Origin of the sequence: Streptomyces inusitatus, from assembly GCF_014651115.1 — a bacterium.
Classification (GTDB): Bacteria; Actinomycetota; Actinomycetes; order Streptomycetales; family Streptomycetaceae; genus Streptomyces; species Streptomyces amakusaensis.
This window is the reverse complement of sequence record NZ_BMWG01000025.1, coordinates 79,069-100,341: the sequence shown is the minus strand read 5'-3', so window position 1 is coordinate 100,341 and position 21,273 is coordinate 79,069. Positions and strand designations below refer to the sequence as shown.

Genomic DNA, 21,273 nt, shown 5'->3' with positions numbered 1-21,273 from the left:
CGGCGGTTCCCCGGCTTGAGCGCGGCCCGTCCGGGGCATTGTCAGTGGGCCGGTGCAGTATCGGGGGTGGGAGGTGACGCGGTGACGGTGTCCAGAGGCGGCTACGGCGGCACGTTCGACTGCGATGTGCTGGTGATCGGCGGCGGGATCGTCGGTCTGTCGACGGCCCATGCCCTCACCCACGCGGCCCCCGGCACCAAGGTGATCGTGCTGGAGAAGGAGCGGGCGCCCGCCCGCCACCAGACCGGGCGGAACAGCGGAGTGATCCACAGCGGGATCTACTACCGCCCCGGATCGCTGAAGGCCCGGTTCGCGGTGAGCGGCTCGGCCGAGCTGGTCAAATTCTGCGCCGAGTACGGCGTCCCCCACCGGATCTCCGGAAAGCTGATCGTCGCCACCCGCCGGGAGGAGCTGCCCCGGCTGCACGCCCTGGTCCAGCGCGGCCGGGAGAACGGCATCCCGGTGCGGGAGCTGGGCCCCTCCCAGATCCTGGAGTACGAGCCGGAGGTCGAAGGCCTGGCCGCGATCCACGTGGGCACCACCGGGGTGTGCGACTTCGGCGCGGTGGCCGCCCGGCTGGCGGAGGTCTGCGACAGCCTGGGCACCGAGATCCGCTGCGGCGAGGAGGTCGTCGCGGTGGACCGCCGCCCCTGGGGCGTCGCCGTGCGCACCGCCGCCGGGACGGTCCTCAGATCCAGGGCGCTGGTCAACTGCGCGGGGCTGTACTGCGACCGGGTGGCGAGACTGGCGGGTGATGACCCCGGCATGCGGATCGTCCCCTTCCGGGGTGAGTTCCATGAGCTGGCCCGGCCCTCGCGGGTGCGGGGCCTGGTCTATCCGGTGCCCGATCCGGCGTTCCCCTTCCTCGGCGTCCATCTGACCCGGGGCATCGACGGCTCCGTGCACGTCGGCCCCAATGCCGTGCCCGCCCTGGCCCTGGAGGGCTACCACCGGCGGGAGATACGCCCCCGGGAGCTGGCGGAGACGCTGGCCTGGCCCGGCACCCGGCGGATGGCCCGCCGCCACTGGCGGTACGGAGTGGGCGAGCTGCACCGCTCGCTCTCGAAGCGGGCCTTCACGGCCGCCGTGCGCAGACTGCTCCCCTCGGTCACCGAATCCGAGCTGCGGCCCGCGCCCTCCGGAGTGCGGGCCCAGGCGGTGCTGCGCGACGGCACCCTCGCCGATGACTTTCTGATCAAGGAGTCCGCGCGGACCGTCCATGTGCTGAATGCCCCCTCACCTGCGGCGACGGCCTCTCTTCCGATCGGGAGAGAGGTGGCGAGACGGGCCCTGGCGCTGCTGTGAGCCTGCTCTCGCCCGCCCTCGCGGGCCCTTCGGCAGTCCCGGCGCCCCGCCCGCGCCCGTAGAATCGAGGCACTGTGTCCGAGCTTCGAAACCACGCCCCCGCGCCCGCCGCCCCCGTCCGCGACCGAAGCGAGTCCCGCTTCCCCGGAGGGCCCGTCGCCGATCCCGCCGGCTCGCACCACGAGCGGCGCATCCGCAGCTTCCAGCCCCGGCGCAGCCGGGTGACGACCGGGCAGGGCGACGCCCTGACCCGGCTGTGGCCCCGCTGGGGCTTCGAGATCGACGGAAAGAGCGTCCTCGACCTCGAAGAGATCTTCGACGGGCTGCCCGTCGTGCTGGAGATCGGCTTCGGCATGGGCGAGGCCACCGCGCGGATGGGCGAGGCCGACCCCGGCACCGGAATCCTCGCGGTCGACGTCCACACCCCCGGCCAGGGCAATCTGCTCGGTCTCGCCGAGCGGAACGGCCTGTCCAACATCCGGGTCGCCAATGGCGACGCGATCATCCTGCTGCGCGAGATGCTCGCCCCCGCCGCGCTGGACGGCATGCGCGTCTACTTCCCCGACCCCTGGCCCAAGAAGCGGCATCACAAGCGGCGGCTGATCCAGCCCGAGTTCCTCACCCTCGCGGCGAAGTCGCTCAAGCCGGGCGGTGTGCTGCACTGCGCGACCGACTGGGAGCCGTACGCGGAGCAGATGCTGGAGGTGCTCTCGGCCCACCCGGACTTCGAGAACACCCAGGAGGACGGCGGCTACGCGCCGCGCCCCGACTTCCGTCCGCTGACCCGCTTCGAGGGACAGGGCCTGGACAAGGGCCACATCGTCCACGATCTGCTGTTCCGCCGGACGACGGCGACAGCGACAGCGACGACGGCGGCCCAGGGCTCGGCACCGCTGACCGGCTGACCGGCTGACCGGCTGACCGGCTGACCGGCTGACCGGCTGACCGGAACGTATCTCTCGGCCCCCCGTTTCCCCCGGGACGCGTGGGGTACGAGAGGTGAGCACCCGCCGTGATCACGGAATGGGCGTCGTCAGTTGTCGGTGCCCGCCTTTAGGGTCGTGGGGTGTCCGAGCCGTCAGCACACCCCTCACAGCCCTGTCCGCCCGCGCATGCGCCGCCCGCCCATTCGCCACCCCGACCGGCCCACGACCCGGCGTCGACCCCAGTGACCCCGGTGACCCCTGCGACCCCGGCCGAGCAGACCGGTTCGGGACCCGCCGTCCCGGCCTGCGGCCAGGAGCCGCTGTTCGACGCCGTGCCCGAGCAGGCCCGCTGGCGCTACAAGCCGCGCCGCGCCGCCCGGATCTGGCAGAGCAAGGCGGTCAGAGCGGGCATCCCGATCATCGTGCTCGCTCTCTGCGCGCTGGTCATCCTCGCCCTCGTACGGGAGGAGACCGGCCCGGAGGGCTTCCTCGTCGGGCTCGGGCTGGCCACGCTCCCCGTGCCGCTGCTCGTCGCCGCCTTCCGCTGGCTGGACCGGGTCGAGCCGGGCCCCTGGCGGAATCTGATCTTCGCCTTCGCCTGGGGCGCGTTCGCCGCCGCCCTGGTGGCGATCCTGGCGAACTCCTTCGCGGTGCGCTGGATAGCGACCGCCACCGCCGACCCCAACAGCGCGGAGGGCCTCGGCGCGACGGTGATCGCACCGGTGGTGGAGGAGTCCGCGAAGGCGGTGGCGATCCTGCTGATCTTCATCTTCCGCCGTCGGCACTTCACCGGGATCGTCGACGGTGTGGTGGTGGCCGGTCTCACCGCGACCGGCTTCGCCTTCACCGAGAACATCCTCTATCTCGGCACCGCCTTCGGCGAGGACCAGGAGCTGGGCCACTCCGGGCTGGAGTCGGTGACGGCCGCGACGTTCTTCGTCCGGATCGTCATGTCGCCGTTCGCCCATCCGCTTTTCACCATGCTGACCGGCATCGGCTTCGGCATCGCCGCGCTGGCCCCGCGCCATCGGCGGTTCCGCCGGTGGGCGCTGCCGCTGCTCGGCCTCGTACTGTCGATGGGCATGCACGCGCTGTGGAACGGCTCGGCCTCGTACTGGGGCCCGTGGGGCTTCTACGCGGTGTACGGGATGTTCATGGTCCCCACGTTCGCGCTGCTGACCTGGCTGACCGTCTGGACCCGGCAGCGGGAGCTGCGGACGATAGCGGCCGAGCTGCCCGCCTACGCGGCGGCAGGCTGGCTCTCGCCCGCCGAGCCGCAGGCGCTCTCCTCGATGAAGGCGCGCGCCTCGGCCCGTGACATGGCCCGCCGGACGCTGGGGGCCGCCGCCGCGCACACGGTCTCCGAGTACCAGCGGTTCGCGACCTCGCTGGCGTTTCTGCGGCACCGGGCCGGCCGGGGAGCCTCCGACCCCGACTTCGTCGCCCGTGAGCAGGAGCTGCTGCACCACATGTGGCAGCGGAAGGAGGTGGCGGCCCCGGCGCTGACGTACGCGGCGAGGGCGACGGGCCGGGTGTGGGTCCCGCCGCCCCATCGGGACTACGAGGGCTACAACCCGTACCGCCGCTGAGCGGTCAAAGCGTGAGCCGGACGGTGAGCCGGACCGTGAGGCCCCTGCTCAGACCGTGAGGCCCTTGCCCCGCAGCCAGGCCATCGGGTCGATGCCCGAGCCGCCCGAGGTCTTGATCTCCAGATGCAGATGCGGGGCGGAGGAGTTGCCGGTGGAGCCGACCCGGCCGATGGTCTCGCCGGGGGCCACCTTCTGGCCCGCGCTCACGGTCATCGAGGACAGGTGCGCGTACCAGGCCTCCGTACCGTCGGAGAGCTGAAGCACGATCAGATAGCCGTACGCCGCCCCGGACCAGCCGGCGGACTTGACGGTGGCGCCGCCCACGGCCTTGACCGGGGTCCCGGCGGGGGCGGCGAAGTCGAGGCCGGTGTGCTGGCCGGAGGACCACATCGGGCCGGACTGGCCGTAGGTGGCGGTGATCCGGTACGAGGAGGTCGGCAGGGAGAAGCTCCCGGCGAGCTTGGCGGCGCGCTCGGCCTCGGCCTTCTCCGCCGCCTTCGCCGCGGCGGCCTCGGCCGCCCTCTTCTCCTCGGCCTTCTTCGCCGCCGCCTCGGCCTCGGCCTTCTTCTTGGCCTTCTCCTCGGCTTCCTTCTCGGCTTCCTTCTCAGCCTTCTCCGCGGCCTCGGCCGCCTTCTCCGCGGCGGCCTTCTCGGCGGCGGCCGTGGCCGCGGCCTCGGCTCCCGCCTGCTGCTCCTCGGCCTGCTCCAGGATCCGGGAGCGCAGCGCCTCGGCGGCGGTGGTCCCGGAGGACGCGCCGACCTCCTCGCCGATGCCGCCCATCGTCTCGTACGAGGCGGTGTCGGCCGTGTCGGCGGTGTCCGGCTCGGCCGCGTCGTCGGACATGAAAGACCCGACGCCGGGAAGGTCTTCGACGTCGGGCAGGGAGTCGACGAGCGCGTCGGGGAGGGATATCGAGACGGCCGGCTTGTTCTGCGCGGTGGCGATGCCGCCCGCGCCGACGGCCGCGATCACGCCGACGCCGAGCACGGTGGAGCTGCGGGCGAATCCGCCGCGCTGCTTCATCACACGCTGGCGGTGCCGGCCGCGCACCGGACGGACGGTCTCGGCGGTGGGGTTCCACTCACCGACGGACGGTGCGGCTCCGCCCTCGCTGAAGACACCGGTCCTGAAAGGCGATTCCGGGGCAGGGGTGTTGGACGCCACTGAGGCGCACTCCTTTCCTTCCTTCTCGCCTACCGGGTTAGCTGACGGGTTCGGAGCAGGAAGGTCTCCTACGGGCCTCGCGCACCGCGAACAGCACGGCGAGCCAAGCCCGATTCACCCCAATTGGTGGTTCCCCGGTTCCCTTGCGGAATTCGGCGCTCGCGCGCGGCGCCGTCCTGACGACGGCTGGGACGACCGCGCTGCGTTATCGAACGTTAATAGACACGCGGACCGGATTCCAAGTTGTTCCCAGTGATCTTTAATTACTTTGCCATGAACTTACCCGGACACATGCGGGCGGATTCGGGCGACTTGAGCGACCGTCGGAAACCTTCGCGAAACTGACAGTGTATCAATTGTTATCAGAGGGCTGCGTTTCGGCTACGCACAGTGCAGACCTTTATGTCACCTTCACGGCCAGAGCGCCGCCGGACCGCCCGCCGGACCGCCCGCCGGCCCCGTCGGCCCCGCCCCGGCCGGAGGCGGACGCTCCGGTGCCCGCACCACCGCGAGCAGGGCCATGTCGTCCGTCGACCCCCCGCCGGTGTGCCGCCGTACGTCGTCGAGCAGCTCGTCCAGCAGCTCCCCCGGACCGGGGAAGATCCGGCCGCGCAGCCGCAGCACCGGGTCGTAGAACTCGCCCCGCGCGTTCCGCGCCTCGGAGAGCCCGTCGGTGTAGAGCAGCAGGGTCGCCCCCGGCGGCAGCGGATACTCCTCGGCCCGGTCCGGGCGTACCCCCAGCTCGCCCATGGAGAGCGGCAGCGCGTACTCGGCGGGCTCCAGGGAGACCAGCCCGCCGTCCGCGTACAGCAGCAGCGGCGCGGGGTGGCCCCGGTTCACCAGCCGCAGGACGCCGCCGCCGCGCGGGATCTCGGCGAGCACGGCGGTGGTGAAGGCCTCGGCGGCGTCCAGGGTCTCCCGCCGGTGGGTCTCCCGGGTCAGCGCCCGCTCCAGCCGCCCGGTCACCCCCTCCAGCGAACTCTCCTGCTCGGCGGCCTCCCGGAACGCGCCGATGGCGACCGCCACCGCCTCCACCGCGCCCAGCCCCTTGCCCCGCACATCGCCGACCACCAGCCGTACGCCGTGCGGGGTGTCCTGTACGGCGAAGAGATCGCCGCCGATGAACGCGTCCGCGAGCGCCGCCTCGTAGCGCGCGGCGATCCTCAGGCCGCCGATCTCCTCGGCGGGGGTGGGCAGCACGGCCCGCTGGGCGGTCTCGGCGATCACCCGGGCGGAGGCCAGCCGCTCGCTGCCGCGCCGGATGACCCGGTTGATGAGCAGCGCGAGACCGGAGACGGTGATCACGGTGGCCAGCTCGGTGTAGGCCATCGGCTCGTCCAGCATGTCCTTGTAGACATGGAGCAGCGCCACCGCGAGGGTCGCCGCGATCCCGGTCCACAGGGTGGTGAGCCAGGAGAAGAAGGGGGCCGCGATCAGCGGGGCGGCGGCGAACATCGGCGCGGCCGTGTACCGGGACGGGGTGGCGACGTCGAAGGCGACCCCGGCGAGGATCATCAGCGCGGGCAGCATCCGGACGAAGCGGCGGGCGACGCCGCTGGGCTGCTGCTCCTGCTGCGCCAAGGGGGCTCTCCCGACCGGTGCGCCGCCGAGACGGCTGCGGGCACGGTTGCCCCGCCCTCCCAGGCTCGCCGCAAGCGGGCGTCGGGGCGAGCCGCCGCCGTCCAACCGGGCGAACAGGGCGGCGTCCACAGAGAAAACGACCGTGGCCCGGAACTTCTTCTCAGAAGTTCCGGGCCACGGCCTTTCAGTAGCGGGGACAGGATTTGAACCTGCGACCTCTGGGTTATGAGCCCAGCGAGCTACCGAGCTGCTCCACCCCGCGTCGGTAAACACAACTCTACGCCATGCGGAGCACGGTCCTCTCCACTTTCCCTCCGGGGCCCGGGAAACATCCCTGGCCCCAGGCCCCCCGGTGCGTAAAAACTCGCCGCTTCCTGCTCTTTTCGCCCGCTTTTACCGGCCTGTAGAAGCTCGGGAAGCCCGGAAAAGCCGGGCTTCCCGACTCCTCAATCGGTCAGATTCCGCTCGCCGAACACCCTCATCGCCTCGCACACAAAGGCCGCCGTGCCCTCCCCGTGCCGGTCGTAGTGGGCGGTGAACCGCTCATCTGTGACGTACATCTCCCCGAGCCCGATGAAATGGCTCTTCGAGGGAGCGCTCACCACCGAGAGCCAGCGGTACTGCCGTCCGGCGATCTTCTGCACCTCGTCGCCGTCGGCGGCCAGCCCGGCCGCCAGCGCGCGGGCGAAGTCCGCCGCCACCGCGGTCTGCTCCCGCTGGTGGTCCCGCCGCTCCGCCTCGCTGAGCGAGCCCCACCACCGGTCGCCGCGCCGGTACGCCTCCCGCCCCCAGCGCTCGGTCACCTCCTTCTCGTACTTCGTGTGATCGAAGCCGTCGAGCACTTCCTCGGCCATCAGCTCTTCCCCTCGCTCGGTCTTGTGGAGAGTGGTCCGCACCGAGGCGATCTGCCGCCCGATGCGCTCGCGCTCCTGTTCGAGAAGGCCCAGATGGGCCCGGAGCGCGGCGGCGGTGTCCCGCTGCCCCCGCAGCGCCTCGGCGATCGCGGGCAGACCGAGGCCCAGTTCGCGCAGCAGCAGAATCCGCTGCAACCGGACCAGGGCCTCGGGGCCGTAGTAGCGGTAGCCATTGCGTCCCACCCGGCTGGGTTCCAGAAGCCCCAGCTCGCCGTAGTGCCGCAGGGTTCGGCTCGTCGTCCCGGCGCGCCGGGCGATCTCCTGGATCGACCACTCCATGACCGAGACGCTAAATCTTGACGTTACGTAAAGGTCAACCCGGATTTCGGGGCAGGATCCGGGCGGCCCGTTTCCGGAGGTACTCCGCCTCCGGCACGCTCAGCGTCCGCCCGGCGGCCAGCAGATACGCGGCCCTCGCCCCCTCCCCGTCCCCCGCCCGCTCCAGCAGATGCGCCCGCACGGCGTCCAGCCGGTGGTACCCGGCGAGCCGGTCCGCCAGCGCGTCCGCCTCCGCGAGACCCGCCTCCGGCCCGTGCACCATGGCCACCGCCACGGCCCGGCCGAGCGCCGCCGCCGGCTCGGGGGTGCGGCGTACGAGCAGGTCGTACAGGGCCAGGATCTGCGGCCAGTCGGTGGAGTCGGCGTCCGGCGCCTCGTCGTGCAGCGCCGCGATGGCGGCCTGGAGCTGGTACGGCCCCGCCGGGCCCTGCCGCAGCGCCTCCTCGACCAGCGCCGAGCCCTCGGCCACGGCCCGCCGGTCCCAGCGGCTCCGGTCCTGCTCGTCCAGCGGGATCAGCTCACCGTGCTCACCGGTGCGCGCCGCGCCGCGCGCCTCGGTGAGCAGCATCAGCGCGAGAAGCCCGGTGACAGCCCCCTCCCTCGGCAGCAGCCCGCGCACCCGGCGGGTCAGCCGGATCGCCTCCCCGGCCAGATCGGCGCGGTGCAGCTCGGTGCCCGACGTGGCCGTGTACCCCTCGTTGAAGATCAGGTACAGCACTTGGAGCACGGCCGCGAGCCGCTGGTCCCGGTCCTCGGGCAGCGGCTCACGGAACGGGATGCTCCGGAGCCTGCGCTTGGCCCGTGCGACGCGCTGCGCCATCGTCGCCTCCGGCACCAGATGCGCGCGGGCGATCTCGGCGGTGGTCAGCCCGCCGACGGCGCGCAGCGTCAGGGCGACCTGGGCGGCCGGAGCGAGTTCGGGGTGGCAGCAGAGGAAGAGCAGGGTGAGGGTGTCGTCCTCGGAGGGCGTGCGGCCCTCACCGGGCGGCGGGGCCGTGAAGGCGTCGCGCGGGGTGAGAGCGGCGGCGGTCTCCTCCCGTCGGCGGCGCGCCTCGTCGGCGCGGAGCAGATCGGTGAGCCGGCGGGAGGCGACCTTGATCAGCCAGCCGCGCGGATTGTCGGGGACGCCCTGGGCGGGCCACTGGCCGGCGGCGGCGAGCAGGGCCTCCTGGACGGAGTCCTCCGCGAGGTCGAAGTGTCCGTATCTGCGTACCAGCGCGCCGAGGACCTGCGGCGCGTGCGTGCGCAGCAGGTCCTCGGTCTCGTTCATGGGGCTCATCCGGCCGTGGGTATCACATGTGCCGGGTCCGGGTGCCGGGGCGGAAGCGGGCCCGGCGGCCGTGCCGCTACGAGGGCTTGCCGTCGCTCTCGTCGATGGGCCGGATGACGACGGGGTAGACGGGGGCCCCGGCGGGCTGGGGGCACCGCGCGACCCGGGCCGCGATCTCGGTGACCCGCTCCAGACTCTCGCAGTCCAGCACCCAGTACCCGGCGAGAACCTCCTTGGTCTCCCCGTAGGGCCCGTCCGTGATCACCGGCCGCCCGTCGGGGCCCGCCGCGACGGTGCGCGTACGGGCGGGTTCGGTGAGCCCCTGCGAGTCGACCAGCTCCCCCGACTCGGCGAGATCGTCGCTCACGGCGCTCATGAACTCGAACATCGCCTGAAGGTCCCCCTCGCTCCACGCCGGGCTGTGCGCGGAGGCCTTGCCCACCATGGCCTCGTAGTCGACCTGGGCGCCCTGGACCATCACCAGATACTTCATGACGCGCTCCCTCGCTGTGGTGGCCGCCCCGTGCGGGCGGCTCTCACAGGGGACGTCGGAGCCGACGCGCCGTTCTCGACACGATGCCGGCGCTCTTTCGGAGAAATTCTCCGCCCGGGCCGCCGGGACCGCCATGCCACGCCCGTCCGGCGGCTACTGGACCGCGCCGACCAGCCCGGTGACCGGGTCGGTCAGGGCGGCGAGCTGGTTGGGCACCTCCAGCAGCGCGTTCAGCTGGTGCAGCTGGTTGATACCGCCGGTGACCTGGTCGATCGGGCTGGGCTGAGCCGCGCCCGCCGGGGGAACCGGGGCGGCGGGGGCGGCGGAGGCCCCGGAGACAGAGAGGACGGAGGCCCCGGCGGCGAGTGCGACGGCGGCGATGATGCGCTGTGTCTTGGTCATGCCCGGACAACGGTCTGAGCGGTCGGGGGTCACGGTCCCGGCCCCGGGATGACCCGCAAGGAGCGCGCCCGGGCGAGACACGCGGAAGGTGCGCCGGGGGCGGGCACGGGCGTACGGGTGAACCCATGCGCCCACTTGGCGCAGCCGTTCGGCGCGTCGCTCCACTTACGGGTGATATGCCCGTATTCCGGTTTTCGTGATCAAGAACTTGAGGCGCGCCGCTGCGGCCGCCGCATTCGCCCTGCTCCCCCTCGTCCTCACCACCCCCTCCCAGGCGGCCCCCGCCGCGCCCCTCGCGCCCCTCGCGCCCCTCGCGGCGGAGACCCTCTCCCTCACCGCCGCCGTCGGCCGGCTTCCCGTCACCACCGAGGACCGCACCGGCTACAACCGCGACTCCTTCCGCCACTGGAACGCCGGCCTCAACCCCACCGACGGCTGCAACACCCGCGCCGAGGTCCTGATCTCCGAAGCCGTCACCGCCCCCACGGTCGGCGCCCGCTGCGCCCTCACCGGCGGCTCCTGGTGGTCCTACTACGACGACCAGACCGTCACCTCCGCCGGCTCCCTCGACATCGACCACATGGTCCCCCTCGCCGAGGCCTGGGACTCCGGCGCCTCCACCTGGACCCCCCAACGCCGCGAGTCCTACGCCAACGACCAGGGCCAGCCCTCCTCCCTCGTCGCCGTCACCGCCCGCTCCAACCGCCAAAAGTCCGACCAAGACCCCGCCCAATGGCTCCCCCCGGCCCCCGACGCCCTCTGCCGCTACCTCTCCGAATGGACCGCCACCAAGCTCCGCTGGAACCTCACCGCCGACGAAACCGAACAGGACCGCCTCTTCGTCCTCGCGGCCCAGTGTCCCGGGACCTCGGTGACGTACGAGCCCGCGCCGTAGCTCTGCTTCTCGTGGGTCGCGCCCCCGGCCCGGGTTGGCGGGGGCACTGGGGTGCCGCTGGCCGGGCACCGCTTCAGGTGCTGCCGAGACGCAGGTGGTGCAGCATCAGCAGTGCGGAGACGGCATTCGCGGATCGGACCTCGCCACGGGCGATCAGATCGGGTACGCGCGCCAGGGGCACCCACTCCCGTCGGGCCGACTCGAAGTCGTCCTCGGGGTGTCCCATGTACTCGGCGGAGTCGGACCAGTAGACGCGGTGGTGCGAGGTGGAGATCCCCGGCATCGGGTCGACCGCGAGGAGAAGACGCATCGGGCCGGGTCGCCACCCGGTCTCCTCCTCCAGCTCGCGCGCCGCCGCGATCGCCGGGTCTTCTCCTTCGCCGGTGCCGCCGGAGGGCAACTCCCAACCCCACACACCCGTGATGAACCTGTGCCGCCACAGCAGCAGCACCTCATCAGCCTCGTTGACCACCGTGGCGACCGCGACGGGCCGGAGCCGGATGACGGTGTGGTCCAAGTGCCGGCCGTCGGGAAGTTCGACATCCGCCATCGCCACGTTCACCCATCGGTTCTCGTACACGGTGCGCTCACCGAGGTTCTTCCACTCCGACATGCTCGTAGCGCCTTTCATCCGGACACCACTTCCTCCAGCGCCCTCAGGGCCCGCTCCCACGGGAAGGCGGCCGGTGCTCCCTGCTTCGGCGGATGCAGCTCGTACCCTGCAGGCCCGTCCAGATACTTCACATTCTGTGCGCGCAGGTCCGCGACACTGCGAGGCACGGCCGGCTGACGGCCCTGGGCCTGGTTGAAGTACGGCATGGCCAGCACCGGCACCCCCATGTTCACGCCCTCGGAGACCAGCCCGATCGCCAGGGTGTCCGCGATCCCGTTGGCCCACTTGTTCAGGCTCGTGCAGCTCAGCGGTGCGACCAGCATCGCCTCCGCCTTCGGAAGCACATCACGCTGGGTGGGACCGGCGGCACAGGCGATCAGGTACAGCACTTGTGGCGTCATGCGCGCAGTCCACAGCGCTCGGCCAGCGCACGCAACTCCGCACTGGGGCTTGGGGCACGCGGACCACGTCCTTCACCAGGTTCGTCGGACGGCGTGATCGCGGCCGCTGTGTGCGACCTGGCCGAACACGACCCGAGCGCGCCCGTCCTAGCCAAGCGCCTGAGCCTGGGCGGCGGCAACCATCGGAGCGAGGAAGGGAGGCGGGAACGGGCAGGCACGAAGCGGACGGAGCTGTCACCGTCGTACGCCCGGGAGAGGCGACGGAGATCTGCGTGGCGGGTGACGCGATGGCCCACAGCTGGGACGGCCGATGTCTGACTGCGCGAATGATCCCCCCAGGAACTGGGCGAATAGCTCCGCGTCTCCCTCGCAACTGCCGTCGCCCGACCGTAACCCTCACCGAAGCACCGGACTGCGGCCTTCTCCTGCTGCTCTCGGACGCCGCGACCGCCGTCGTCATCAGCGCCGAGCCACCCGCGTACGAATTCCGTCGCCCCGCTGAGAAAACGTCTGAATGGAGATGCGGACCTTGGCGGTACTTCCTCGGCCGTGCCACACCTGCCGCTGGCCGAGCTTCCCGCGCCACCACCGGTGAACCCGAAGAACGGTCCGTGAACCCGGCCGCCGCATCCGCGAGGATCGTCGCAGAGCACCGGTCGGCCCACCGCCGCAAGGAGCGGGAGGCCCTCGGCCGGAGCACTAGCCAACTCCGAAGACTCCGAAGGAGCACACTCATGGCAGCCACCCCCCTCACCGACGCCGAACTCGCCCAGGCACTCGCCGATCTCCCCGGCTGGACGGCTCAGGACGGCAGGCTGGCCGCCGTCTACAAGGCCGATCGTGCCGCCGTGCCCGGGTTCTACGCAGCGGTGGCGGCGGCCGAGGACGAGGCGAATCACCACGCGGAGATCACCGTGCTGTACGGGACGGTCGGCTTCGCGCTCAACACCCATGACGCCGGGGGTGCCATCACGGCGCTGGACACGGCGCTGGCCGAGCGGATCAGCGCCCTCGCCGTCGAGCGCGGGGCCCGTCCGGCGGGGAAGTGACGGGGGAGCGGCCGGGAAACGCGGAAGCGCCCCACCCGGTTGGACTCGGGTGGGGCGCTTCTTCGCAGGTCCTGGGCTTGCGCCTGGTCCTTCGGCCGGTAGGCCGTGTGGGACTCGAACCCACAACCAACGGATTAAAAGACCTGGCGATCTTGTGCTGATCAGGGATTTCTGTTCGTTGCCGGACCCCATTAGCCCAGCCAGCAGGGCCACCAATGCCATCCGATCCAGCTCCGAGTGCCCTGTGCTGGCGCATCCGCTCACGCATGCAGCAATCCTGCTGACGCCACCGAGAAAGAACCGATCACGGTCCGGAAAAACCACCCGCAGGTGGCCACCAAGCCCGACACCATGGCGGGATGACCAGAAACACCAAGGCCACGGTCCCCGCTGTGCTTCTCCTCGCCCTTGTCACCGGATGCGGCTCTGCTCCCAATCCAGACAAACCTGCCGCCGCTGCCAGCACGCCAGCAGAAGCCGCAACCTCAGCTCCTGTGCCAGAGCCCACTGAGGAAGCTACCGAGGAGCCCGTCGCAGAACCGACCCGCGACATCGGGCAGGCATGGGAGTACGAAGGGACCATCGCTGACGAGGCGGTCGAAGGCTCCGAAGCCGTCCTCGGATATACCCAGGGCGTCAAATCGATCGTGAGCGCAGACGAAGACGCAGGCACCACTGGCTACGAGTGGGCTGCCGTCGAACTCAAGTCGTGCAGCGTGAAGGGGTCCTTCTACGCCACCACTATGAACTGGACGCTGTCCTACGAAGACGGCAGCCGAATCGAGCCTTCGAGTACCACTTACGACGACTTCCCCAAGCCGGAGTATCCGGTGGAAACGAAGCTCACCGCAGGCAAGTGCGTGAAGGGGAAGGTCGTATTCGCAGTGCCTGCGAAAGACCGGCCCGCGACGATCGTGTACGCACCGGACTCCGTTGAGATACCGCTGGAGTGGACCGTTCCCGCGAAGTAGCACCAACCGTCACAGCGGCGCCCTCCTCAACACCACGACCTACGTGATCGTCACATGGCCAAGGCCCAGGTTGGCCCGTCGGGGTTATCGAGCCAGACGCACTGTTCGCCGGGGCTGATGGTGATGCCATAACGATCAGGCCCCGGGCAGTCGGCAATCAGGTAGGTCCGGTGGACGTCTTCGAGAGCGGTCCAGAGGGGTCGGGAACCAGTCTCAGTGGCCGTGGTGTCGGCATGAAGCTGGGCAATCGAGCCGTCGGGGTGCCAGATGCGGGCTCCCGTGATCTCACCGTTCTCGCCCAGGTCGTACTGCCAGGTGAGGCCTGGGAGGGCGATGCCGACGAGGAAGCGGAAGTGGTTGTCGGCGATGGCCTCGGCGGGGAGCGTGGAGGGGCGGCCGGGGCCGGTGGGCAGGGGCGGGCGGCGGGTCGGGACGCCGTCGGTCGGGGTGTGGCGGAGGGGCATGAAGAAGGCGCCGTGGGGGAGAAAGCGGCCGGTGGCAGTGCCGGGGCCCGTGGGGTGGATGCGGGCGAGGGCGTTGCCGAGGGGGGCGAGGAGGAAGCCGTCGGCGGTGAGCTGCTGAAGCAGGGCCGGGGGGACGGTGGACAGGCCGCAGGTGACGATGATCCGGTCGTAGGGGGCTCGGTCGGGGGCGCCGAGGGATCCGTCGCCCGTGATTACGGTCAGTCGGTATCCGGCGGTGGTCAGGCGTTCGCGGGCGGGGCCGGTGATGTCCTCGGCGATGTCGACGGTGGTGACGTGGTCGTCGCCGAGGCGGTGGGCGAGCAGGGCGGCGTTGTAGCCGGTGCCGGCGCCGATCTCCAGGACGTTCATCCCGTCCGTCACGACGAGGGCTTCGAGCATGGCGGCCATGAGGGACGGCTGCGAGCTGGACGAGGTCGCGGCCCTGTCCGTGCGATGGGTGACGAGGCTGCGGTCCTCGTGGACGGCGGTGAACCATCGTTCGTCGCCGGAGACACGGTCCCCAGAGGGTGCGTAGAAGTACGGGACGAAGACGTGGCGGGGGACGTCTTCAAAGGCCCGGCGCCATTGCGGGTCGGTGAGGTCGCCCGCGTCTGTGAGGGTCTGGGCGAGGGTACGGCGGGCCTCGGCGGCGGCCTGATCCGTGAAAGCGCTGGTCATCGGCGGGTGGAGCCTTTCTGGAGGAGATCGGCGATGGCGTGGGTGATCGGTTCGCGGGTGGGTTCGATCCAGGCCCACTGGCCTCCCGCGTTGACGTCGACCAGGTAATGCGCGCCTTGGCCGTCCACGATGAAGTCGAGGGCGGCGAAGACCAGGCCGAGGCGGCGCATCATCTCGCGTACCGCGTCCGCGATCGAGGCGGGCAGGTCGATGACGGTGTGGGTGAAGGCGTCGGAGTCATGGCGCCAGTCCGGGCCGGTGTGCCCGGCCGGAGCATGGATCGCGGCGGCGAACAGCCGCCCGGCGACGACCGCGACGCGGACCTCGTACGCCCGATCGGTGATCTCCCGTTGAAAGAGGTGCGCGGTCAGCGCGATCCGGGGCTCGCGCCACTGCTCCTCTGGGACGCGGCGGGTGTAGAGCTGGCCCCGGGTGCCGCCCTCGGTGTGGACGATGCCGCCGAGCACCTTGGTCACGATCCGCCCGTCGCAGCGTCGGGCGAAGGGCGGGACGGCGGCCGGGTCGTTGGTGATCAGCGTCTCGGGCACCTGGAGCCCGCTGGCCACGGCGGCGGCCAGGTGCACCGGCTTGGTGCAGTCGACGTTCACCTGCGGCCGGTTCACCCACAGCACCCCTGGCAGAGCACCGAGAACGGTGATCGCCCGCTTGGCCTGCCCGACAGCGAACCGACGCTCCGGGCCGCTCATCGAACCCGGCAGCTCGTGGACGGTGGGCTTGCGCCACCACACCGCCCGCAGCTCCGATAAGTCGATGCCCCGGACGGAGTCGTGGAGGGAGCCGGTCCAGCGGCCGTCCGCCCCCAGCTCCGTACGGAGAGTGGTGCGGGTGGGGAAGTCGGCGAGGTCGGTCCGCCAGAACGGGACCCGCCGCTCGTTCAGCTCCCGCAGGACGAAGTCCGCGGTGGGGTCCAGGGCGTGGGTGACGACGAGCACGCGCGGCGGGAGGCCGCCGCGCGTGCCCTGACTGGCGCGGAACGTCATCAGTCGTCGTACTCGTCGTCGTTCTGGTCCGTGTCGACTGCGATGGCGTCCTTGCCATCCGACTCGGTGTTGCACGACGTCTTGCTCATGGTCGGGTGGGCGCCGGCCGAGAGGCCGTCGACCAGGGAGAGCTGGGTGACCGGGTCCACTGTGAGCACCGGACGGCGGCCGGTGACCGGAACCGGGTTGGTCAGGCTGTCCAGACCGAACGGCCGCGTCTCGGCAGGTCCGGCCGGCTCAGTGGCGATCTCGTGGGAGAGGGACGGGACGCGTTCCAGCAGGAGCGACATGAAGGGCTTCCCTTTCGTCGTAGAAGTGCTCAGGCGGTTCCCCGGGCCGTGGGCCAGGGGGTGTGCGCCAGGACAGAGGTCCAGCAGGTGGGTTTGTCCCCTGCCCGGGGCAGTCTCAGGAAGTGGCGGACAGCTCCGAGTCCGGCCCGATGTCGGCGGCGAAGACCGGCGTGGGCTTCATGGGAGAAGCCGCGTCAACCACCTGTGGGGTGAGGACGAGGAAGGGCGGTACGACACCGATGACGCCGAGCAGCAGGGTGGCCAGACCGGGACGCGAGGGGCGGTCGGCGGCGTGCCTGCCGCTCATCGCGCGCCGCCCAGGGAGAGGAACACCGTCCGCCCCTCGGCTGTCGAGCGGGTGGGGTCACCGTGGCGGCTGCGAAACGCCCGCACGGCCTCGGAGGGCCGTACCTGGTCGTCGTTACGGGGCCCAGATGCCCGGGGGGTCTCGTGTGCGGCGTCCGTGCAGGGGGGTCGGGACACCGGTTTCACCTCTTCCCTGGGGTGGCGAGTGGCTGACCATCCCAGGGAACCGCCGGACCCCACCGGGCGGCCAGGAAGCCCGGCGGCCACAGGGCGGCCATTGACCGGCCACTTCGAACAGACGCGCCGAACACCCGTAACGCCGGGTATGAGTCGATCAGTTGGGCGCTACGTTGGAGAGGTCGAACGCAAGGGGACACGGTGAGGACCAACGACAGGCTGCGGGCGGCACGGCTCGACCGTGGGTGGCTGTCCCAGGAGAAGGCAGCCGAGGAGATCAGCACGGCGGGCCGGCTCGCGCTCGGAGATGCGTACTTCACCGTCAGCGTGCGCACCTACCGGCGCTGGGAGTCCGACCGGCCCGGCTGGCCCCGGCCCGACACGGCCGCCGCCTTGCGTGCGGCCTTTGGCCTGAGCCCCGAACATCTCGGCTTCACTCCCCCGCCCGGCCACCCCGCCCGTCTGCGCCCTGCGGAGGAGGGATCTTCCATGGAACGCCGCAGCTTCCTGGCCGCCGGTTCGGTGGCCGCGCTCAGCATCGTGAGCCCTGCCGACCTCAGGCCCCGGGACATCGACCCGGCCCTGGTCGGCTACTTCTACCAACAGCTCGACGGCCACTACGCCGCCGACATGATGCTCGGCCCCCGCGATCTCATCGGGACCGTCGCCGAGCAGTACCGGCTGATCAGCCATCTCTCCCGGGCCGCCAACGGCCCCGTACGCGAGGAACTGCTTCAGGTCGGGGTCACCTACGCCGTCCTCGCCGCCTGGCTCCACCAGGACGCCGGGCTCTGGGACTCCACCGCGTACTGGCACGGCATCGCCCAGTCGGACGCCCAGATGACCGGGAACGCCGATCTGACCGCGTACGCCGTCTCCAACATGGCCCGTCTCCGGATCGATCTCGCCGATGGCCGTGCCGCCGTCGACCTGTGCCGGGGAGGGCTGGGCGAAGGGCACCGGCTCTCTGACCGCATCCGCGTGAACATCCTGAACCAGCAGGCCCATGGCCACTCCCTGCTCGGAGAGCGGGCCGCGGTCGACCGGACCCTGGACGAGGCGTCCCGGACGGTCGTGACGGTGGACCCCTCCGTCCCCTGGGGCGCGGCGCACCGCAACTCATACTTCTTCGAGGTGCAGCGGGCCACCTGCTACGGCCGGATGGGGCTCCAGGCCGAGGCCCGGCGCATCTGGGACCGGATCAACGCGAACATGCCCCCGGCCGCCCGCCGCGACACCGGCGTCTACCTCGCCCGCCAGGCCGCCGCGTACGCCGCCACTGGCGAACCCGAACACGCCGTCACCCTGGCCGCCGAATCCGCTGAGATCGCCGCCCAGACCCGCTCCGCCCGCCACCGCAAGGAACTGGAAACCCTCCGCGAGAGCATGAGCCGCTGGCGCGACGATCCCATCGGCGACCGCCTCGTCAAGGCCCTCGGCCCCCTCGCCGCTTAAAACCGTTAAACGAAGGAGCAACCCCATGGGCGCCATCCCGCTGACCGACACCGAACTCGCCCAGGCTCTCACCGACCTCCCCGGCTGGAGCGTCCGGGACGGAAAGCTCACCGCGACCTTCAAAGCCGACCGCTCCGCCGTCCCCGCCCTCTACACCGCCGTCGCCGCCGCCGAGGACGAAGCCAACCACCACGCCGAGGTCACCGTCCTCTACGGGACGATCGGCTTCGCCCTCAACACCCACGACGCGGGGGGCGCGATCACCGCCCTCGACACCGCCATGGCAGCCCGCATCACCGCACTGGCTGACGAGCACGGGGCCCGTTCGACGGGGCGGTGACGGGGGCCGCGTCCGGGAAACACGGAAGCGCCCCACCCGGTTGGACTCGGGTGGGGCGCTTCTTCGCAGGTCACGGGCTTGCGCCCGCCCCTGCGGCCGGTAGGCCGTGTGGGACTCGAACCCACAACCAACGGATTAAAAGTCCGCTGCTCTGCCAATTGAGCTAACGGCCCTCGGCAACTCATCCCCGAGCATAGCTGGCCCTGGCGCGTGCGCCGATCGGGTATCCGATCACGGAGTGCCGAAGTGGGGCGGAGGGGCCGTCAGGGGGCGGCCGGGGGTGGGGAAAAGGGGGCGGGGCCCGTGCCTCGGGGGAGGTACGGGCCCCGCGGGGTCAATCAGCCGTTGCGCTTCCAGCGGGGCTTGTCGTCACGACGGCCGAAGGAGCCGGTGTTCGTGCCGGTGCCGGTGCCGCCGCGGTGGTCGTCGCGGCGGGCGTAGGGGCGGTCGGTGGAGCCGGCGCGGAAGCCGCCGCCGGAGGACGGACGGTCGTCGCGACGGTCGCGGTTGAACGGACGGTCGCTGCCGCGGTGGCCGCCGGAGGGGCGGTCGTCGCGACGGAAGCCGCCCGAGGAGGGGCGCTCGTCACGGCGGTCGTCGCTGCGGAAACCACCCGAGGGGCGGTCGTCACGGCGGAAGCCGCCGGAGGACGGGCGGTCGTCGCGACGGAAACCACCGGACGAGGGACGCTCGTCACGACGGTCGAAGGAACGGCCACCGCCCGAGGAGGGGCGGTCGTCGCGACGGAAACCACCCGAGGACGGACGGTCGTCGCGACGGAAACCACCGGACGAGGGACGCTCGTCACGGCGGAAACCACCGGACGAGGGACGCTCGTCACGACGGTCGAAGGAACGGCCGCCACGGTCGTCACGGCGGTCGTCGCGACGGTCGTCACGGCGGAAGCCGCCCGAGGAGGGGCGCTCGTCGCGGCGGTCGAAGGAACGGCCACCGCCACGGCGGTCGAAGTTGCCGCGGTCGTCGCGACGGTCGGTCTGCTGCTGCTCGGGCACCGCGGCGGCGGCCACGGCGGCCTCCAGCTCGGCCTCGGCGGCCTCGGTGACGGCGGCGACGGCGGTCTCCGGGTCGTCACCGCGCTCGCGGGCGGCACGGGCGACCAGGCGGTCGGCCTCCTCGCGGAGCTCGGTCGCGCGGCGCTGGACGCGCTCCAGCTGGCGGGCCAGGTCGGCGGCCTCGCGCTCGGCCTGCTTGGCGGCGTTGTTGGCGGAGTCGGCCTGGACCTCGGTGAGCGAGCGCGCACCGGTGATCTCGGCGACCTCGGGGTCGAAGGCGCCGGCGCCGCCGACGATGTGGCGCGAGGCGTCGACGCCCGCGTCCTCCATCAGACGGAAGATCTGACGGCGCTGGTGCGGCAGCGACAGGGAGACGACCACACCGGACTTGCCGGCACGGGCGGTACGGCCGGAGCGGTGGAGGTAGTCCTTGTGGTCGCCGGCCGGGTCCACGTTGAGGACCAGGTCGATGCCGTCGACGTGGATGCCTCGGGCGGCGACGTCGGTCGCGACGAGCGCGTTGACGTAGCCGTCCTTGAAGTCGGCCAGCGTGCGGGTACGCGCGCCCTGGGTCATGCCGCCGTGGAGGGCGTCGGCCTTGACGCCCGCCTCGCGGAGCTGCTCGGCGATGCGGTCCGCGCCCAGCTGGGTGCGGACGAAGATGATGGTGCGGCCCTTGCGGGCGGCGATGGCGGCCGTGACCGGCGCCTTGTCCTTCGGCTTCACGACGAGGACGTGGTGGGTCATGGTGGTGACATTGCCCTGGGCGCTGTCGACCTCGTGGGTGACCGGGTTCGACAGGTAGCGCTTGACCAGGGTGCTGATCTCGTTCTCCATCGTGGCGGAGAACAGCATGCGCTGGCCGCCGGACGGAACCTGGTCGAGCAGCTCGGTGACCTCGGGCAGGAAGCCCAGGTCGGACATCTGGTCGGCCTCGTCCAGGATCGTGACCTGGACCTGCTCCAGGGAGCAGGCGCCGCGGTTGATGATGTCGCGCAGTCGGCCCGGGGTGGCGACGAGGATGTCGACACCGCGCTCCAGGGCGTAGATCTGGTTGCCCATGGACGTACCGCCGCAGACGACCTTCATCTTCAGGCCGAGGACGTCGCCGTACGGCTGGAGCGCGTCCGCGACCTGCATGGCCAGCTCACGGGTCGGGGTCAGGATGACGCCGCGCGGCTTCTTCTTGTCGGTGTGGCCGCCGGAGAGCGTCGCCAGCAGCGGGAGGCCGAAGGAGAGCGTCTTGCCGGAGCCGGTACGGCCGCGGCCGAGGATGTCCTTGCCGGCCAGGGCGTCCGGGATGGTCGCGGCCTGGATCGGGAAGGGGGAGGTGACGCCGTTCTGCGCCAGCTTGCGGACGACGCCCTCGGGCAGACCCAGGTCACCGAAGGTGAGGGTCGGCTCGGCGTCGGCGTCGGCATCCGCGTCGGAGTCGGCGGAGTCCTCGAAGGACTCGGCAGTCTCGGCGGCCTCAGTGGTCTCGGAGACCTCAGCGGTCTCGACGACCTCGGTCACCTCGGCGACCTCAACGACGTCGGAGACCTCGATGATCTCAACGACCTCGGGGGTCTCGACAACCTCGGAGACCTCGGCGACCACAGCGGTCTCGGCGACGGTCTCGTCGTTGTTCTCGGGCATGACGGCGTGATCAGTACTGAAAGTGGACATGCGAAATGCGAAACCTTCCGGAGTCTCGG

General features: G+C 71.4%; 21 protein-coding genes, 2 tRNA genes and 1 riboswitch. Of the genes, 8 read left to right on the top strand and 15 right to left on the bottom strand.

The genetic code is table 11. The features are described 5' to 3' along the window. Window positions 1-81: 81 nt before the first annotated feature. The 3 genes from lhgD (at window position 82) to IE247_RS28960 (ending at window position 3,820) form a co-directional block, all read left to right on the top strand. On the top strand, window positions 82-1,305 hold the full coding sequence (gene lhgD, locus IE247_RS28970; protein WP_229869414.1) for an L-2-hydroxyglutarate dehydrogenase: 1,224 nt from the start codon (window positions 82-84) through the stop codon (window positions 1,303-1,305). Between the two features lie 74 nt (window positions 1,306-1,379). Next, window positions 1,380-2,210, top strand: a complete 831-nt coding sequence (trmB, locus tag IE247_RS28965) for a tRNA (guanosine(46)-N7)-methyltransferase TrmB (protein ID WP_190126271.1) — start codon at window positions 1,380-1,382, stop codon at window positions 2,208-2,210. A 272-nt stretch (window positions 2,211-2,482) separates the two neighbouring features. Continuing rightward, on the top strand, window positions 2,483-3,820 hold the full coding sequence (locus tag IE247_RS28960) for a PrsW family intramembrane metalloprotease (protein WP_190126270.1): 1,338 nt from the start codon (window positions 2,483-2,485) through the stop codon (window positions 3,818-3,820). 48 nt (window positions 3,821-3,868) lie between these two features. Here IE247_RS28960 and IE247_RS28955 read toward each other — a convergent pair whose 3' ends face one another. The 7 genes from IE247_RS28955 to IE247_RS28925 form a co-directional block, all read right to left on the bottom strand. After that, window positions 3,869-4,984, bottom strand: coding sequence for a M23 family metallopeptidase (locus IE247_RS28955; protein WP_190126269.1), 1,116 nt, complete (start codon window positions 4,982-4,984; stop codon window positions 3,869-3,871). 11 nt (window positions 4,985-4,995) lie between these two features. Continuing rightward, a riboswitch (cyclic di-AMP (ydaO/yuaA leader) is annotated at window positions 4,996-5,152 on the bottom strand. Between the two features lie 243 nt (window positions 5,153-5,395). After that, window positions 5,396-6,565 (bottom strand): PP2C family protein-serine/threonine phosphatase, encoded by a 1,170-nt coding sequence (locus tag IE247_RS28950; RefSeq protein ID WP_190126268.1) that lies wholly within the window; start codon window positions 6,563-6,565, stop codon window positions 5,396-5,398. Between the two features lie 188 nt (window positions 6,566-6,753). Then, window positions 6,754-6,827: transfer RNA gene (locus IE247_RS28945), tRNA-Met, on the bottom strand. 184 nt (window positions 6,828-7,011) lie between these two features. Further along, window positions 7,012-7,758, bottom strand: coding sequence for a MerR family transcriptional regulator (locus IE247_RS28940; protein WP_190126267.1), 747 nt, complete (start codon window positions 7,756-7,758; stop codon window positions 7,012-7,014). A 34-nt stretch (window positions 7,759-7,792) separates the two neighbouring features. Further along, window positions 7,793-9,037: an RNA polymerase sigma factor gene (locus tag IE247_RS28935; protein WP_190126266.1), complete on the bottom strand. Its 1,245-nt coding sequence runs from the start codon at window positions 9,035-9,037 to the stop codon at window positions 7,793-7,795. A gap of 67 nt (window positions 9,038-9,104) precedes the next feature. Beyond that, window positions 9,105-9,521 carry a YciI family protein gene (locus IE247_RS28930; protein ID WP_190126265.1) on the bottom strand — a complete coding sequence of 139 codons (417 nt, stop codon included), beginning with the start codon at window positions 9,519-9,521 and terminating at the stop codon, window positions 9,105-9,107. A 153-nt stretch (window positions 9,522-9,674) separates the two neighbouring features. Beyond that, window positions 9,675-9,923: a hypothetical protein gene (locus tag IE247_RS28925; protein WP_190126264.1), complete on the bottom strand. Its 249-nt coding sequence runs from the start codon at window positions 9,921-9,923 to the stop codon at window positions 9,675-9,677. Window positions 9,924-10,119: 196 nt separating this feature from the next. On the opposite strand from IE247_RS28925, the gene IE247_RS28920 reads away from it, so the two are divergent. Continuing rightward, the gene (locus IE247_RS28920) at window positions 10,120-10,818 is read left to right on the top strand and encodes an HNH endonuclease family protein (RefSeq protein WP_190126263.1); all 699 of its coding nucleotides are present in this window, start codon (window positions 10,120-10,122) and stop codon (window positions 10,816-10,818) included. A 73-nt stretch (window positions 10,819-10,891) separates the two neighbouring features. On the opposite strand, the gene IE247_RS28915 is transcribed toward IE247_RS28920, so the two are convergent. Beyond that, window positions 10,892-11,431, bottom strand: a complete 540-nt coding sequence (locus tag IE247_RS28915) for an NUDIX hydrolase (RefSeq protein WP_190126286.1) — start codon at window positions 11,429-11,431, stop codon at window positions 10,892-10,894. 14 nt (window positions 11,432-11,445) lie between these two features. After that, entirely contained in the window at window positions 11,446-11,832 is a 387-nt protein-coding gene (locus IE247_RS28910; RefSeq protein WP_190126262.1) for a flavoprotein, read from the bottom strand. Window positions 11,833-12,566: 734 nt separating this feature from the next. Here IE247_RS28910 and IE247_RS28905 point away from each other — a divergent pair. Further along, on the top strand, window positions 12,567-12,881 hold the full coding sequence (locus IE247_RS28905; RefSeq protein ID WP_190126261.1) for a 4a-hydroxytetrahydrobiopterin dehydratase: 315 nt from the start codon (window positions 12,567-12,569) through the stop codon (window positions 12,879-12,881). A gap of 359 nt (window positions 12,882-13,240) precedes the next feature. After that, window positions 13,241-13,852: a hypothetical protein gene (locus IE247_RS28900; protein WP_190126260.1), complete on the top strand. Its 612-nt coding sequence runs from the start codon at window positions 13,241-13,243 to the stop codon at window positions 13,850-13,852. Between the two features lie 50 nt (window positions 13,853-13,902). Here the strand turns inward: IE247_RS28900 and IE247_RS28895 are convergent, their stop codons facing one another. The 4 genes from IE247_RS28895 to IE247_RS28880 all read right to left on the bottom strand — a co-directional run bounded on the left by IE247_RS28895 (window position 13,903) and on the right by IE247_RS28880 (window position 16,592). After that, the gene (locus IE247_RS28895) at window positions 13,903-14,994 is read right to left on the bottom strand and encodes a methyltransferase domain-containing protein (RefSeq protein ID WP_190126259.1); all 1,092 of its coding nucleotides are present in this window, start codon (window positions 14,992-14,994) and stop codon (window positions 13,903-13,905) included. Further along, a complete protein-coding gene (locus IE247_RS28890) occupies window positions 14,991-15,995 on the bottom strand; it encodes an MvdC/MvdD family ATP grasp protein (RefSeq protein ID WP_190126258.1) in 1,005 nt (334 codons plus the stop codon). Before IE247_RS28890 ends, IE247_RS28895 begins: the two co-directional genes overlap by 4 nt. After that, a complete protein-coding gene (gene tgmA, locus IE247_RS28885) occupies window positions 15,995-16,285 on the bottom strand; it encodes a putative ATP-grasp-modified RiPP (protein ID WP_190126257.1) in 291 nt (96 codons plus the stop codon). The genes IE247_RS28890 and tgmA overlap by 1 nt, the downstream gene beginning before the upstream one ends. A 115-nt stretch (window positions 16,286-16,400) precedes the next feature. After that, window positions 16,401-16,592: a hypothetical protein gene (locus tag IE247_RS28880; RefSeq protein WP_190126256.1), complete on the bottom strand. Its 192-nt coding sequence runs from the start codon at window positions 16,590-16,592 to the stop codon at window positions 16,401-16,403. Between the two features lie 377 nt (window positions 16,593-16,969). On the opposite strand from IE247_RS28880, the gene IE247_RS28875 reads away from it, so the two are divergent. Continuing rightward, entirely contained in the window at window positions 16,970-18,223 is a 1,254-nt protein-coding gene (locus tag IE247_RS28875; protein WP_190126255.1) for a helix-turn-helix transcriptional regulator, read from the top strand. Window positions 18,224-18,248: 25 nt separating this feature from the next. Then, entirely contained in the window at window positions 18,249-18,563 is a 315-nt protein-coding gene (locus IE247_RS28870) for a 4a-hydroxytetrahydrobiopterin dehydratase (RefSeq protein ID WP_190126254.1), read from the top strand. 100 nt (window positions 18,564-18,663) lie between these two features. Here the strand turns inward: IE247_RS28870 and IE247_RS28865 are convergent. Together IE247_RS28865 and IE247_RS28860 are read right to left on the bottom strand one after the other, a co-directional pair. Then, a tRNA-Lys gene (locus tag IE247_RS28865) sits at window positions 18,664-18,736 on the bottom strand. Between the two features lie 165 nt (window positions 18,737-18,901). Further along, complete coding sequence (locus IE247_RS28860) at window positions 18,902-21,244, bottom strand: DEAD/DEAH box helicase (protein WP_190126253.1); 2,343 nt, start codon at window positions 21,242-21,244, stop codon at window positions 18,902-18,904. Window positions 21,245-21,273: the final 29 nt, after the last annotated feature.